The organism is Pseudomonas sp. TE31087 (assembly GCF_057284075.1).
Genome location: NZ_JBXVNN010000001.1, coordinates 4,703,966 through 4,715,890, shown reverse-complemented (window position 1 = coordinate 4,715,890; position 11,925 = coordinate 4,703,966). Strand labels below are relative to the sequence as shown.

At 65.8% G+C, this 11,925-nt stretch carries 10 protein-coding genes; 7 read left to right on the top strand and 3 right to left on the bottom strand.

What is annotated here, in order from left to right; genetic code table 11:
- Position 1: 1 nt before the first annotated feature.
- Positions 2–1,060 (bottom strand): biotin synthase BioB, encoded by a 1,059-nt coding sequence (bioB, locus tag ACZ899_RS21205; protein WP_234562721.1) that lies wholly within the window; start codon positions 1,058–1,060, stop codon positions 2–4.
- A 90-nt stretch (positions 1,061–1,150) separates the two neighbouring features.
- On the opposite strand from bioB, the gene ACZ899_RS21200 reads away from it, so the two are divergent.
- The 4 genes from ACZ899_RS21200 to rarD all read left to right on the top strand — a co-directional run bounded on the left by ACZ899_RS21200 (position 1,151) and on the right by rarD (position 4,821).
- Positions 1,151–1,888 carry a ComFC family protein gene (locus ACZ899_RS21200; RefSeq protein ID WP_234562722.1) on the top strand — a complete coding sequence of 246 codons (738 nt, stop codon included), beginning with the start codon at positions 1,151–1,153 and terminating at the stop codon, positions 1,886–1,888.
- A 57-nt stretch (positions 1,889–1,945) separates the two neighbouring features.
- Positions 1,946–2,710, top strand: a complete 765-nt coding sequence (locus ACZ899_RS21195; RefSeq protein WP_234562723.1) for a TOBE domain-containing protein — start codon at positions 1,946–1,948, stop codon at positions 2,708–2,710.
- 184 nt (positions 2,711–2,894) lie between these two features.
- Positions 2,895–3,869 carry a serine/threonine protein kinase gene (locus tag ACZ899_RS21190; RefSeq protein WP_203649843.1) on the top strand — a complete coding sequence of 325 codons (975 nt, stop codon included), beginning with the start codon at positions 2,895–2,897 and terminating at the stop codon, positions 3,867–3,869.
- A 64-nt stretch (positions 3,870–3,933) separates the two neighbouring features.
- Positions 3,934–4,821, top strand: coding sequence for an EamA family transporter RarD (gene rarD, locus ACZ899_RS21185; RefSeq protein WP_203649835.1), 888 nt, complete (start codon positions 3,934–3,936; stop codon positions 4,819–4,821).
- Positions 4,822–5,153: 332 nt separating this feature from the next.
- On the opposite strand, the gene ACZ899_RS21180 is transcribed toward rarD, so the two are convergent.
- Positions 5,154–5,672 carry a glycine cleavage system transcriptional repressor gene (locus ACZ899_RS21180; protein ID WP_232855051.1) on the bottom strand — a complete coding sequence of 173 codons (519 nt, stop codon included), beginning with the start codon at positions 5,670–5,672 and terminating at the stop codon, positions 5,154–5,156.
- Positions 5,673–6,131: 459 nt separating this feature from the next.
- Between ACZ899_RS21180 and ACZ899_RS21175 the strand changes: the two genes are divergently transcribed.
- Positions 6,132–8,309 carry a malate synthase G gene (locus tag ACZ899_RS21175; protein WP_234562724.1) on the top strand — a complete coding sequence of 726 codons (2,178 nt, stop codon included), beginning with the start codon at positions 6,132–6,134 and terminating at the stop codon, positions 8,307–8,309.
- Positions 8,310–8,393: 84 nt separating this feature from the next.
- Here ACZ899_RS21175 and ACZ899_RS21170 read toward each other — a convergent pair whose 3' ends face one another.
- Positions 8,394–8,843: a response regulator gene (locus ACZ899_RS21170; RefSeq protein WP_028689077.1), complete on the bottom strand. Its 450-nt coding sequence runs from the start codon at positions 8,841–8,843 to the stop codon at positions 8,394–8,396.
- A 225-nt stretch (positions 8,844–9,068) separates the two neighbouring features.
- On the opposite strand from ACZ899_RS21170, the gene ACZ899_RS21165 reads away from it, so the two are divergent.
- A complete protein-coding gene (locus ACZ899_RS21165; protein WP_234562725.1) occupies positions 9,069–11,006 on the top strand; it encodes a DUF294 nucleotidyltransferase-like domain-containing protein in 1,938 nt (645 codons plus the stop codon).
- Positions 11,003–11,713, top strand: a complete 711-nt coding sequence (locus tag ACZ899_RS21160) for a 3'-5' exonuclease (RefSeq protein WP_234562726.1) — start codon at positions 11,003–11,005, stop codon at positions 11,711–11,713. Before ACZ899_RS21165 ends, ACZ899_RS21160 begins: the two co-directional genes overlap by 4 nt.
- The last annotated feature ends 212 nt before the right edge of the window (positions 11,714–11,925 follow it).

Here is an 11,925-nt window from a genome sequence, read left to right as displayed (position 1 = left end):
CTCAGGCCGAGGCTGCGTCGTAGAACAACTCGCTGCTGCGCTGCTCGACCAGCGCCTGCTCGATGGCGGCCTGGTGCACTTCGTCGGCGTGCTCCTCACGGGCCTCCGGCTGGATACCGAGGCGGGCGAACAGCTGCATGTCCTTGTCGGCCTGCGGGTTGCCGGTGGTCAGCAGTTTCTCGCCGTAGAAGATCGAGTTGGCGCCGGCCATGAACGCCAGGGCCTGCATCTGCTCGTTCATCTGCTCGCGACCGGCCGACAGGCGCACATGAGACTTGGGCATGAGGATCCGGGCCACGGCCAGCATGCGGATGAAGTCGAACGGATCGACGTCCTCTTCATCGGCCAGCGGCGTGCCGGCGACCTTGACCAGCATGTTGATCGGCACCGACTCCGGGTGCTCGGGCAGGTTGGCCAGCTGGATCAGCAGGCCTGCGCGGTCGTCCAGCGACTCGCCCATGCCGAGGATACCGCCGGAGCAGATCTTCATGCCGGCATCGCGCACGTAGGCCAGGGTCTGCAGACGCTCGCTGTAGGTGCGGGTGGTGATGATGCTGGTGTAGAACTCCGGCGAGGTGTCGAGGTTGTGGTTGTAGTAGTCCAGGCCGGCCTGGGCCAGGGCCTGGGTCTGCTCCTGGTCGAGCTTGCCGAGGGTCATGCAGGTTTCCAGGCCCATGGCCTTGACCCCTTTGACCATCTCCAGCACGTAGGGCATGTCCTTGGCCGAAGGGTGCTTCCACGCCGCGCCCATGCAGAAGCGGGTCGAACCGATGGCCTTGGCCCGGGCGGCCTCCTCCAGCACTTTCTGCACTTCCATCAGCTTCTGTTTTTCCAGCCCGGTGTTGTAGTGGCCGGACTGCGGACAATATTTGCAATCTTCCGGGCAGGCGCCGGTCTTGATCGACAGCAGCGTGGAAACCTGCACGCGATTGGGGTCGAAGTGCGCGCGGTGCACGGTCTGGGCCTGGAACAGCAAGTCGTTGAACGGCAGCTGGAACAGGGCCTTGACCTCGGTCAGGGACCAGTCGTGACGTGTGGTTGCAATTGCGCTGGCGCTCATCGGCGTTTCCTTATCTATGGTCTGACTGACGCCGGGACAGGAAAACCCTCCAGCGCATCACGGATAGCTCGCATAGTTACGGAAGGCCTCATGCACTGTCAACCAATCAAGAACAAGCTGGTTTACATCTGTACAAATATCGATCAATTCTGTTTGCTCTGCGACGAGCCTGCCGAGCAGCCCTATCCCTTGTGCATCGCTTGCGAGCAGGCGCTGCCCTGGCTGGACGAGCAGTGCCGCCGTTGCGCGCTGCCCCTGGCCATCGACGGCCTTCTCTGCGGCGGTTGCAGCCGCCGCCCTCCCGCATTCAGCCAAGTGATCGCGCCGTGGCATTACGGTTTTCCCATCGACACCCTGGTCAGCCGTTTCAAGCACAACAGTCAGTGGCCGCTGGGGCGGTTGCTGGCGCAGTTGCTCGGCCACAGCCTGACGCACCGCTACGACGAAGACCTGCCACGGCCGGACCGCCTGTTGCCGGTGCCGCTGGCCAGGCGTCGACTGCGCCAGCGCGGCTTCAACCAGGCGGCGATGCTCGCCCGCTGGCTCGCCGGGCAACTGCGCCTGCCCTGTGACGAGCGCCTGCTCCAGCGTGTGCGCGATACCCCGGCGCAGCAGGCCCTCGGCGCCCGGGCCCGGCAACGCAACCTGCGCCAGGCCTTCGCCCTTGCCCCCGGCAGCGAGCTCGACGGCCTGCACCTGGCACTGGTCGATGACGTGCTGACCACCGGGGCGACCGCCCAGGCCATCGCCCGGCTGCTGCGCCAGGCCGGCGCCCGGCGGGTCGACATCTACTGCCTGGCGCGCACGCCCAGGCCGGGCCAGGCTTGACTTGCCCCGGTGACGGCGGCAACGTCGCGGGACCTACACCACACCCGATGCCCGCCCATGTCCCTGCCAGCCCTGCTCACCCAGCACATTGTCCGCCGTCCACAGCGCATCGCCCTGTTGCAGCATGTCGCCGAACAGGGCTCGATCACCCGCGCCGCCAAGGCCGCCGGCATCAGCTACAAGGCCGCCTGGGATGCCATCGACGAACTCAACAACCTGGCGGCGCAGCCCCTGGTGGAACGCAGCACCGGCGGCCGCGGCGGCGGTGGCGCACGGCTGTCCGCCGAAGGCGAGCGAGTGCTGCGCCTGTACCAGCGCCTGCAGGCACTGCAGGCGGAGATTCTCGAGTCCGCCGAGGACAGCAGCGACCTCGATCTGCTCGGGCGCCTGATGCTCCGCACCAGTGCGCGCAACCAGCTGCAGGGGCGGATCAGCGGGCTGCGCCGCGAAGGCCGGCATGACCGCATCAGCCTGGACCTGGGCGGCGGGCTGGAGATCGAGGCCTTGATCACCCAGGGCAGTACCGAGCGGCTGGAGCTGGCGCTGGGGGGGACGGTGGTGGCGCTGCTCAAGGCCGGCTGGGTACGGTTGCTGGACGCGGATGAGACGCCGGAGCCTGGGAGCAACTGCCTGAAGGTCAAGGTCGAAGAGGTGCTGATTGAACAGGGCGGGCCGGGCGAGGTGCGCCTGGCGCTGGGCAATGGCCAGACCTTGTGCGCCATCGCCGAGGCGGCTTGGCTGGCGCAACGGCAGGTCCAGCCGGGGAGCGCCCTGCGGGTGCAGTTTCATCCGTCGTTCGTGTTGCTGGGGGTGCCGGTCTAGCCTGGCCGTGCGCTGCGCGCCCGGATCGCGGGGCAAGCCCGCTCCCACGCTGTTGATGGTTGCACTGTGCGACAGCGCAGACCAAAGGGCTGGGTGACCTCCCATGCTTGCATCGACTCAGGAGCGGGTCGGTCCTGGGTTTGGGGTAACATGCAGGCCGCAGTCCCAGCGACCGGAGCCTCTCATGTCCCACCCCTTCGACACCCTCACCCCCGACCTCGTGCTGGACGCCGTGGAAAGCCTCGGCTTTCTAAGCGATGCACGGGTGCTGGCGCTCAACAGCTACGAGAACCGCGTCTACCAGGTGGGCATCGAGGACGCGCAGCCGCTGATTGCCAAGTTCTATCGCCCTGGGCGCTGGAGCGACGCGGCGATCCTCGAGGAACACGCCTTCACCCGCGAGCTGGCCGAGTGCGAAGTGCCCGTGGTAGCTCCGCTGCTGCACGAGGGGCGCTCCCTGTTCGAGCACCAGGGCTTTCGCTTCACCCTGTTCCCCCGCCGTGGCGGCCATGCCCCGGAGCCGGGCAACCTCGACCAGCTCTATCGCCTAGGGCAGTTGCTCGGGCGCCTGCACGCGGTAGGCGCGACCAAACCCTTCGAGCACCGTGAAGCCCTGGCTGTGGACAACTTTGGCCATGCCTCGCTCAAGACCCTGCTTGACGGCGACTTCGTGCCCCGCGAGTTGCTGCCGGCCTACGAATCGGTGGCCCGCGACCTGCTCAAGCGGGTCGAGGACATCTACGCTCGCACCTCGTACCAGCCGATCCGCCTGCACGGTGACCTGCACCCCGGCAACCTGATGCACCGTGACGACGTCTACCACGTGGTCGACCTCGACGACTGCCGCATGGGCCCGGCCGTCCAGGACCTGTGGATGATGCTCGCCGGCAGCCGCGAAGAGCGTCTCGGCCAGCTGGCCGAACTGATTGACGGCTACAACGAATTCCACGACTTCGACCCGCGTGAGCTGGCCCTGATCGAGCCGCTGCGCGCCCTGCGCCAGTTGCACTACAGCGCCTGGCTGGCGCGGCGATGGGACGATCCGGCGTTCCCGCCGAGCTTCCCCTGGTTCGGCCAGCCGCGCTACTGGGGCGATCAGATCCTGGCCCTGCGCGAGCAGATCGCCGCGCTCGATGAACAACCGTTGAAATTGTTCTAGGTCCAGGCCGAGGTCTGTCTACAATAGGCGTCGCTTTATTTAGCTACCTAAGCAAGGATTCTGCATGCACGCCGCCAACCCGCGCCGCGGGTACCTCCTGGGCCTCGGCGCCTACATCATCTGGGGCCTGTTCCCCCTGTACTTCAAAGCGATCCAGAGCGTTCCGGCGGTGGAAATCATCGTCCACCGCGTGCTCTGGTCGGCCCTGTTCGGCTCGCTCCTGCTGCTGGTGTGGAAACACCCCGGCTGGTGGCGCGAACTGCGCGACAACCCGCGGCGCCTGGCGATCCTCGCGCTCAGCGGTGCGCTGATCGCCGGCAACTGGCTGACCTACGTGTGGGCGGTGAACAACGGGCGCATGCTCGAGGCCAGCCTGGGCTACTACATCAACCCGCTGATCAACGTGCTGCTGGGCATGCTGCTGCTCGGCGAGCGCCTGCGCCGCCTGCAATGGCTGGCGGTGGTCCTGGCGGCCCTGGGCGTGGCGCAGCAGGTGTGGCAGGTCGGCAGCCTGCCCTGGGTGTCGCTGGCCCTGGCGCTGTCGTTCGGCTTCTATGGCTTGATCCGCAAGCAGGCACCGGTGGCGGCGCTGCCGGGGCTGGTGGTCGAGACCTGGATGCTGGTGCCCATTGCCATCGGCTGGTTGTTGCTGCACCCGACGGCCAGCAGCGCCAGCCCTGAGTTCTTCAGCAGCAGCGAAGCGCTGTGGCTGATCGCCGCCGGCCCGGTGACCCTGGTGCCGCTGGTGTGCTTCAACGCCGCTGCACGCCACCTGCCCTATACCACGCTGGGCTTCCTGCAGTACCTGGCACCGACACTGGTGCTGCTGCAGGCAGTGTTGCTGTTCGACGAACACCTGTCGTCGAGCACCTTGGTGGCGTTCGCCTTCATCTGGGCGGGGCTGGCTGTCTACAGCGTCGATGCCTGGCTGAGTTTGCGCAAGCGCGCCTGATCAAAAAATGATCATATTGCTGCAAGCCACGGGGGACGTGGCCTGCAGCAAGCGCTCCAAAGGTTATCCACACCCTCGTCCCCGACGTTTGTGCACAAGCTACTGAATAGTGGACGTTTTTTGCTCAAATCTCGCCAGGCCTCGTGATTGTTGGGCTGGCGGGGAGCGCCCCCAGGTTATCCACAGGGGCATCCCCGATAAATAGGGATAACCGCCGGGGGCGCTGCGCACCCCGTTCGCGGCACAAGGCCGCTCCTACAAGGGCATGCAGTCCTCTGTAGGAGCGGCCTTGTGCCGCGAACGGGCTGCAAGGTAGCCCCGACGATCCCGAATCACTCCTCCGGCCGCAGCTGCAACTCCACCATCAGATCATCCGCCAGGCTCTCAAGCCGCGCCTGCAGATCGTCCAGCGACAAGGTCAACGGCAACGCCAGCAACGCATCGGCATGGAACAACGGCTCACTGCTCATCGGCGCCGGCCGCACCTCGGTACTCAAGCGCTCCACGTTCACCCCTTGCTCGGCCAGCAAGCGGGTGATATCACGAACAATACCCGGCCGGTCGTTGCCCACCAGTTCCATGGCGATCGGTTTCCAGGTGCAGGATGGCTCGATCCCGCTTTCGGCGATGAGCACACGGATGCCGTGGTCGCCCAGTTTCTGCAGCGACTCGACCAGTTCGGCGTAGGTCTCCGCCGGCACCGCCACCCGCAAGATCCCGGCGAACTGCCCGGCCATGCGCGACATGCGGCTTTCCAGCCAGTTGCCATTGTGATCGGCGATGCACTGGGCGATACGCTCGACCTGCCCGGCCTTGTCCGGGGCGATCACGGTGAGTACGAGATGGTCCACGGGCCACTCCTTCATTCGTCTGCGAAGGCCGCCCCAGGCGACCGGAATACGGGGATCGAATCAGTATAGGCAAGGCGCGGCAACCTGCCGCAGGACAGTCACGGCAAGTAATCGTGTACTGTTTCAAGATTTATCTGGAACAATCCACCTGTTTTTTGCGAACATGGCGTCTCCCAGCGTGACCCCATGCGACCAACCGGTCGCAGAGCGACGCTTTTAGTCTGATGTTCACCTGCCTGCTGCTTCATGTAGTATGCGCCGACGCGGACTACAAAACGTCGTTTCGATGTCTGCCAAGGCGCCTGTGAAAATACGCCAACCGCCCGCCGGCCCGTCTGGCGAGCCGCACCCAGCCGCCCCGGAGCACGCGGGCACGCACTGGTGCCGTGTTTAGAGAAGCGCTACAGGCTTAATACAGAAGAGCGAAAGCGAAATAGCTGAGCAGAGGTGAGGCAAGCAATGACTGGATACGTTCAAGTCGGTGGCCTTCAGGTCGCCAAGGCCCTGTACGACTTCGTCAACGACGAAGCGATCCCTGGAACCGGCATCGAAGCCGATAAGTTCTGGGCCGGGGCGGCAGAGATCATTAAAGACCTCGCTCCAAAGAACAAAGCCCTGCTCGCCAAGCGCGACGAGCTGCAAGCCAAGATCGACGCCTGGCACCAGGCACGCCAGGGCCAGGCCCATGACGCGGTGACCTACAAGGCATTCCTCGAGGAAATCGGCTACCTGCTGCCACAAGTCGACGACTTCCAGGCCACCACGCAGAACGTCGACGAAGAAATCGCCCACATGGCCGGCCCGCAGCTGGTGGTGCCGGTGATGAACGCCCGCTTCGCCCTGAACGCCGCCAACGCCCGCTGGGGTTCGCTGTACGACGCCCTCTACGGCACCGATGTCATCAGCGATGAGGGCGGCGCCGAGAAAGGCCAGGGTTACAACAAGCTGCGCGGCGACAAGGTCATCGCCTTCGGCCGCGCCTTCCTCGACGAAGCCGCGCCACTGGCCGCCGGCTCCCACGTCGACTCCACCGGCTACCGCATCGAAGACGGCAAGCTGGTAGTCGCCCTCAAGGGCGGCAGCAACAGCGGCCTGCGCGACGACGCCCAGCTGATCGGTTTCCATGGCGACGCGAAGGCGCCGACCGCCGTGCTGCTCAAGCACAACGGCCTGCACTTCGAGATCCAGGTCGATGCCAGCACCCCGGTCGGCAGCACCGACGCCGCCGGCGTGAAGGACATCCTGATGGAGTCGGCACTGACCACCATCATGGACTGCGAAGACTCGGTCGCCGCCGTCGACGCCGACGACAAGGTGATCGTCTACCGCAACTGGCTGGGCCTGATGAAAGGCGACCTGGCCGAGAGCGTCAGCAAGAGCGGCAAGACCTTCACCCGCACCATGAACCCGGACCGCGAGTACGCCGCACCGAACGGTGGCAGCGTCACCCTGCACGGTCGCTCGCTGCTGTTCGTGCGCAACGTCGGTCACCTGATGACCAACCCGGCAATTCTCGACGCCCAGGGCAACGAGATCCCCGAGGGTATCCAGGACGGCCTGTTCACCAACCTGATCGCCCTGCACAACCTCAACGGCAACACCAGCCGCAAGAACACCCGCAGCGGCAGCGTGTACATCGTCAAGCCGAAGATGCACGGCCCGGAGGAAGTGGCCTTCGCCGCCGAGATCTTCAGCCGCGTCGAAGACCTGCTGGGCATGAAGCGCAACACCGTCAAGGTCGGCATCATGGACGAGGAGCGCCGCACCACGGTCAACCTCAAATCCTGCATCAAGGCCGCCGCCGAACGCGTGGTGTTTATCAACACCGGCTTCCTTGACCGCACCGGTGACGAAATCCACACCTCGATGGAAGCCGGCGCCGTGGTGCGCAAGGGCGCCATGAAGAACGAGAAGTGGATCGGCGCCTACGAGAACAACAACGTCGACGTGGGCCTGGCCACCGGCCTGCAAGGCCGCGCGCAGATCGGCAAGGGCATGTGGGCCATGCCCGACCTGATGGCCGCCATGCTCGAGCAGAAGATCGCCCACCCGCTGGCCGGCGCCAACACCGCCTGGGTACCTTCGCCGACCGCCGCCACCCTGCACGCCCTGCACTACCACAAGGTTGACGTGCAGGCCCGTCAGCGCGAGCTGGCTTCGCGTACCCCGGCCTCGGTCGACGACATCCTGACCATCCCGCTGGCCGCCAACACCAACTGGTCGGCCGACGAGATCCGCAACGAGCTGGACAACAATGCCCAGGGCATTCTCGGCTACGTGGTGCGCTGGATCGACCAGGGCGTGGGTTGCTCGAAGGTGCCAGACATCAACGATGTCGGCCTGATGGAAGACCGCGCCACCCTGCGCATCTCGGCCCAGTTGCTGGCCAACTGGCTGCGCCATGGCGTGGTCACCCAGGAGCAGGTGCTGGAAAGCCTCAAGCGCATGGCCGCGGTGGTCGACAAGCAGAACGCCGGTGACGCCCTGTACCGCCCGATGGCGCCGAACTTCGATGACAACATCGCGTTCCAGGCGGCAATCGAGCTGGTTGTAGAGGGTGCCAAGCAGCCGAACGGCTACACCGAGCCGGTGCTGCACCGTCGTCGTCGCGAGTTCAAGGCGCGCAACGGGCTGTAAGCCGCCAGCAACGCATCGCGGGGCAAGCCCGCTCCCACGCCAGATGCCAACCGGCGTGGGAGCGGGCTTGCCCCGCGATCGTTTTCAGCCCTGATCCATTCTCAACTCACGTCGCACCAGCTCCAGAAGCTTCCCCAGGTCCACCGGCTTGAGCAGGAAATCCACAACCCCCAGGTGCATCACGTCCACCGCCTCTTTCACATCGGTGTCGCCCGACACCACGATGATCGACAGCGCCGCCCGCTCCGACTCACGAACCTGGCGGATCAGTTCCAGGCCATCCTTGGGCTCCATGCGCAGGTCGGTGATCATCAGGGCGATACGCGGCTCATAGTGCAGCTTCAACATCGCCTCCTGCGCACCGTCGGCCGTCATGCAGGCGATGCCCCGGCTCTTCAGGTACAGGCTTAGCGCTTCGCTGTTCACCGGGTTGTCGTCCACCACCAGTACCACGGGCCTGGGTGCGACGGGTGCGCTCACCACGGCCAACGCCTCACGTTCGGCGTCGCTCAGGATGTCGTCATGCTCTGCCATGGTCGTCTCGTCAAAAAAACCCCGTTATTCAAGTTCAGACCGCAAAGCCCCTGCATGCAAACTGCCTTTCGTCGGCTATTTGACACCGGACACAAGCAGCGAAACACCCATCGCGCCTTATAGACTTACGTCCAATGGGCACCGCAGAGCCGTCGTCCGACCATGGAGCCTTAGAACAACAAGGTCTGCGCTACATTTGCAGACATACTTATCGCGGTCGGTTCCATGAGCAAAAAGGACGCCTACAGCCAGGCGGGCAGAACAGCAGTGCTGCAAAACATCCAGGGTACCCTGCAGTTCCTGCAGCGTTTCCCGCCGTTCAACCAGATGGAACACAACCACCTGGCCTACCTGGTGGAGCAGTGCCAGCTGCGTTTCCACGCGGCCGGCGAAAGCATCATCAAGCCTGCCGACGGTCCGGTCGAGCACTTCTATATCGTCAAGCAGGGCCGCGTGGTCGGCGAGCGCCACCATGTCACCAAGCCGGGCACCGAGACCACCTTCGAGATCGCCAGCGGCGAATGCTTCCCGCTGGCCGCGTTGCTCGGCGAGCGGGCCACCCGCACCGAGCACCTGGCCGGCGAGGACACCTTCTGCCTGCAACTGGACAAGGCCGCGTTCATCCGTGTGTTCTCCATGTCCGAGGTGTTCCGCGACTTCGCCCTGCGTGGCGTCAGCAGCCTGCTCGACCAGGTCAACCAGCAGGTGCGCCGACGCGCCGTGGAGACCCTGGGTACCCAGTACTCGCTGAACACCCCGCTGGGCGAACTGGCGCTGCGCCATCCGGTGGTGTGCGCGCCGGACACGCCGCTGCGCGAGGCGGTGGGGTTGATGCACGAGCAGCAGGTCGGCAGCATCGTCATCGTCGACGACCAGCGCCATCCCCTCGGCATCTTCACCCTGCGCGACCTGCGCCAGGTGGTGGCCGACGCCAGTGCCGAGCTGACCGCGCCGATCGAGCGCTACATGACCGCCCGACCGTTCCACCTGAGTCCCCAGGCCAGCGCTTTCGACGCCGCCATGGCCATGACCGAGCGGCACATCGCCCATGTCTGCCTGGTGGACAACCAACGCCTGTGCGGGGTGATCTCCGAACGCGACCTGTTCTCCCTGCAGCGCGTCGACCTGGTGCACCTGGCCCGCACCATCCGCCATGCGCCACGCCTGGACAGCCTGGTGTCGCTGCGCGGCGAGATCGGCCAGCTGGTCGAGCGCATGCTCGCCCACGGCGCGTCCTCGACCCAGATCACCCAGATCATCACCCTGCTCAATGACCATACCGTGTGCCGGGTGATCGAACTGGCCATCGCCGAGCGCGGCGACCCGGGCGTGCCGTTCAGCTGGCTGTGCTTCGGCAGCGAAGGCCGCCGCGAGCAGACGCTGCACACCGACCAGGACAACGGCATCCTCTTCGAGGCCCGCGACGCCGCCGAGGCCGAGGCCATCCGTGCCCGGCTGCTGCCGCTGGCCCAACAGGTCAACCACAACCTGGCCCAGTGCGGCTTCACCCTGTGCAAGGGCAACGTGATGGCCGGCAACCCCGAGCTGTGCCTGTCGCGCAGCGAGTGGGCGCGGCGCTTCGCCGGCTTCGTACGCGAGGCGAGCCCCGAGAACCTGCTGGGTTCGAGCATCTACTTCGACCTGCGCGTGGTCTGGGGCGACGAGCAAGGCTGCGAACAGCTGCGCCATGGCCTGCTGGAGCAGGTCGCCGACAACCGTATCTTCCAGCGCATGCTGGCCGACAACGCCCTGCGACAACGGCCACCGGTCGGGCGCCTGCGCGAGTTCGTGCTGACCCGCCAGGGGGACGACAAGGCCGCCACTCTAGACCTCAAGGTGCAGGGCCTGACCCCGTTCGTCGATGGCGCCAGGCTGCTGGCCCTGGCCCATGGCATCAGCGCCTGCAACACCCTGGAGCGCCTGCGCCAGCTGATCGCCAAGGGCATCATCGACCCGCTCGACGGCGCCGCCTATGAAGAGGCCTATCACTTCATCCAGCAGACCCGCATGCAGCAGCACCAGCGCCAGACCCGCGAGAACCAGCCCTACTCCAACCGGCTCGACCCGGACAGCCTCAACCACCTGGACCGGCGCATCCTGCGCGAGTCCCTGCGCCAGGCCCAGCGCCTGCAAAGCAGCCTGGCGCTGCGGTACCAGCTGTGAACCTGTTCGCCTGGTGGCGCCCCGCCGTACCCGAACTCGCCTCCCCGCTGCGTCGTCGCCTGGCCCTGCTGCCAGGGCCGGCGCCACTGGGCGTGTGCTCGTTGCGTGAACAGCGCTGGGTGGTGCTGGACCTGGAAACCAGCGGCCTGAACCTCAATCGCGACCAGGTGCTGTCGATCGGCGCGGTGGCCATTGAGGACGGCGCCATCGCCCTGGGTCGCCCGTTCGAACGCACCCTGCACCGGCCCACGCAGAAGACCAACGCCAGCGTGCTGATCCATGGCCTGGGCCCCAGCGCCCTGGCCGCCGGCTGTGACCCGGCCGAGGCGCTACTCGACCTGATGGACTTCATCGGCGACAGCCCGGTGCTGGCGTTCCACGCCCCGTTCGACCAGCGCATGCTGGCCCGGGCGCTGAAGGATAGCCTGGGCCTGCGCCTGCAGCATCCGTTCCTCGACGTGGCGGAACTGGCGCCGATGCTCAACCCCGACACCGTGCTGCGTGAAGCCGGTCTGGACGACTGGATCGCCCGCTTCGGCCTCGAAGTCCAGGCCCGCCACCATGCCAGCGCCGATGCCCAGGTGACTGCGGAGCTGGCGTTGATCCTGTTCAGCCAGGCCCGGCGCCAGCAACTGGACAGCCCGTTGCAGCTGGAGCAGCGGGTACGCCAGTGGCGACGGCGCAAGGCGCACCATCACGGCCTTTGACCCATACATCGCCCTGTGTAGGAGCGGCCTTGTGTCGCGAAAGGGCCGCAAAGCGGCCCCGGCACTATCCGCTTGATGCACTAATCGTGGGGGCGCTTTGCACCCCTTTCGCGACACAAGGCCGCTCCTACAGGAATTGCACATGGCCTGAAGAGAAGCGCAAAACGTTTGCGATTTCAGCCCGTGTCATGCTGGCAATCCGATAAGCGTCA

What these genes read in the sequence shown, in the direction of transcription:
- bioB (WP_234562721.1), bottom strand. Translation starts at nt 1,060, where the DNA reads ATGAGCGCCAGCGCAATTGCAACCACACGTCACGACTGGTCCCTGACC.
- ACZ899_RS21200 (WP_234562722.1), top strand. Translation starts at nt 1,151, where the DNA reads ATGCACTGTCAACCAATCAAGAACAAGCTGGTTTACATCTGTACAAAT.
- ACZ899_RS21195 (WP_234562723.1), top strand. Translation starts at nt 1,946, where the DNA reads ATGTCCCTGCCAGCCCTGCTCACCCAGCACATTGTCCGCCGTCCACAG.
- ACZ899_RS21190 (WP_203649843.1), top strand. Translation starts at nt 2,895, where the DNA reads ATGTCCCACCCCTTCGACACCCTCACCCCCGACCTCGTGCTGGACGCC.
- rarD (WP_203649835.1), top strand. Translation starts at nt 3,934, where the DNA reads ATGCACGCCGCCAACCCGCGCCGCGGGTACCTCCTGGGCCTCGGCGCC.
- ACZ899_RS21175 (WP_234562724.1), top strand. Translation starts at nt 6,132, where the DNA reads ATGACTGGATACGTTCAAGTCGGTGGCCTTCAGGTCGCCAAGGCCCTG.
- ACZ899_RS21170 (WP_028689077.1), bottom strand. Translation starts at nt 8,843, where the DNA reads ATGGCAGAGCATGACGACATCCTGAGCGACGCCGAACGTGAGGCGTTG.
- ACZ899_RS21165 (WP_234562725.1), top strand. Translation starts at nt 9,069, where the DNA reads ATGAGCAAAAAGGACGCCTACAGCCAGGCGGGCAGAACAGCAGTGCTG.